This is a genomic window from Actinomadura sp. RB99, assembly GCF_014706005.1.
Classification (GTDB): domain Bacteria; phylum Actinomycetota; class Actinomycetes; order Streptosporangiales; family Streptosporangiaceae; genus Spirillospora.
Genome location: NZ_JABMCA010000160.1, coordinates 1 through 2,258 on the forward strand (window position 1 = coordinate 1; position 2,258 = coordinate 2,258).

Below are 2,258 nucleotides of genomic sequence, written 5' to 3' on the forward strand. Positions count from 1 at the left end.
CGCCCGCGCGCTCGGCGACGGCGCCCCGGACCCGGCGGAGGCCGCGCGGGCCCGCGACCGCCTGGCGTCCGCGCTGGTCGACGTGCGGGACGCGGTCGACGTCGCGTCCGGCGAGTGGTGGCAGGGGGCACTGCCCGCGGAACGGGTCGAACGCGCCGAACGCGACGGGCACCGGGCCCTCGCCGCGCTCGCGCCCGGCCGCGGCCCCGGGTCCCGCGCCGCGTGACGGGCGTACGATCGCCCGGACGGCACGCGGAGGGGGAGGCGGGCGTGGAGGACGTGGTCGCCGAGGTGATCCGCCAGTGGCGGGCCATCCATCCCGGGCTGGACACCGCCCCGCTGGCGGTCATCGGGCGCATCACCCGCTGCGCCGCGCTGCTGCAGCAGGCCGAGGAGGGCCCGCTGAGCCGCGAGGGGCTCGTCCGGGCCGAGTTCGACGTGCTCACCGCGCTGCGCCGGCTCGGGCCCGGCGTCACCCCGACCCGCCTCGCCCGCGAGACGTTCTCCTCCGGCGCCGCGGTGACCAAGCGGGTGCGCCGGCTGCAGGAGCGCGGCCTGGTCGAGCGGCGCCCCGACGAGCGGGACCGGCGGGTCCAGCACCTCGCGCTCACCGAGGACGGCCGGGCGCTGATCGACCGGATCATGCCGGACCAGGTGGGGTACGAGTCCGCGCTGCTGTCGGGGCTGCCGGAGGACCGGCGCGACGCGCTCGCCGGCGCGCTCGCCGAGCTGCTCGTCGTCCTGGAGGGAAGGCTCGGCGGACTGATCGGATAGGGCGGCGCACCTGCGCCGGGTGACCCTGCGAACAGGCGCATCTGCGGTACGTTCGGATCGCCCCGCGCGAGACCCCCCAGCCCGTACGCTCCGCCCGGAGGAACGATGCCCGTCCTCGACCAGCTCCTCGCCGCCCTCGCCGCCGGCTCGGTGGAGATCGTCGATCTCACCGCCCCGCTGTCGGACCGGACGCCGATCCTGCGGCTGCCCGAGCCGTTCGCGAACACGGTCCCCTTCTCGCTGCGGGAGATCAGCCGGTACGACGACCGCGGGCCCGCCTGGTACTGGAACGACATCACGACCGGCGAGCACGTCGGCACCCACTTCGACGCGCCCGTGCACTGGGCGACCGGCCGCGACGGCGAGGACGTCGCGCAGGTCCCCGCCGGACGGCTCGTCGCCCCGGCGGTCGTGCTCGACGCCTCCGAGCACGCCGCCGCCGACCCCGACTTCCTGCTGGAGATCGACCACGTCCGCGCGTGGGAGCGGGCGAACGGCCCGCTGCCCGACGGCGGCTGGCTGCTGTACCGGACGGGCTGGGACGCGCGCTCCGGCGACCAGGAGGAGTTCCTCAACGCCGACGAGAACGGCTCGCACGCGCCGGGCGTCTCGCCGGAGTGCGCCCGCTGGCTGGCGGAGGAGACGCCGCTGCTCGGCCTCGGGGTGGAGACGGTCGGCACCGACGCGGGCGGCGCGCACGCGTTCGACCCGCCGTTCCCCTGCCACTCCTACTTCCTCGGCGCGGGCAAGTACGGCCTCACCCAGCTGCAGAACCTGGCCCGCCTGCCGGTCCGCGGCGCCGTGCTGGTCGCCGCGCCGCTGCCGATCGTCGGCGGCTCCGGCAGCCCGGCCCGCGTGCTGGCCCTGGTCGAGCGATGATCGTCGCGGAGGCCGTGGGGGAGGCCCTCGCCCGCCTCGGCGCCGAGACGGTGTTCGGCGTGGTGGGCAGCGGCAACTTCCACGTCACCAACGCGCTCGCCGCGCACGGCGCCCGCTTCGTCGCCGCCCGCACCGAGGGCGGGGCGGCCACGATGGCGGACGCCTACGCGCGGGTGAGCGGCGGGCTCGGGGTGGTGTCGGTGCACCAGGGGCCGGGCCTCACCAACGCCGTCACCGGCATCGCCGAGGCCGCCAAGAGCCGCACGCCGCTGCTGGTGCTGGCCGGCGAGGTGGCCGCGTCGGCGGTCCGCTCGAACTTCCGGATCGACCAGGCCGCGCTCGCGGCGGCCGTCGGCGCCGTCCCGGAGCGGGTGCACTCCCCGGAGACCGCGCTCGCCGATGTGGCGCGGGCCTGCCGCACCGCGCTCGCGGAGCGCCGCACGGTGCTGCTCGGGCTGCCGCTGGACGTCCAGGGCGCGGAGCTGCCCGCCGGGGACGCGGACCGGCAGGCGGGCCAGGTTCTGCAGCTGGGTGAGGCCGTACTTGCCCGCGCCGAGGAAGTAGGAGTGGCAGGGGAACGGCGGGTCGAACGCGTGCGCGCCGCC

3 protein-coding genes and 1 pseudogene are annotated in these 2,258 nt (G+C 77.3%); all 4 read left to right on the forward strand.

Features of this window, described 5'->3' with window-relative positions; all coding sequences use genetic code 11:
• Nucleotides 1-226: pseudogene (locus amrb99_RS49205) on the forward strand (hypothetical protein); the annotation flags it as partial.
• Between the two features lie 44 nt (nt 227-270).
• Complete coding sequence (locus amrb99_RS49210) at nt 271-774, forward strand: MarR family transcriptional regulator (protein ID WP_190868999.1); 504 nt, start codon at nt 271-273, stop codon at nt 772-774.
• Nucleotides 775-879: 105 nt separating this feature from the next.
• Nucleotides 880-1,653, forward strand: coding sequence for a cyclase family protein (locus tag amrb99_RS49215; protein ID WP_190869000.1), 774 nt, complete (start codon nt 880-882; stop codon nt 1,651-1,653).
• Nucleotides 1,650-2,258 (forward strand): thiamine pyrophosphate-binding protein (locus tag amrb99_RS49220; RefSeq protein ID WP_277820250.1); only part of this gene is annotated, 609 nt, incomplete at its 3' end. The genes amrb99_RS49215 and amrb99_RS49220, both read left to right, overlap by 4 nt.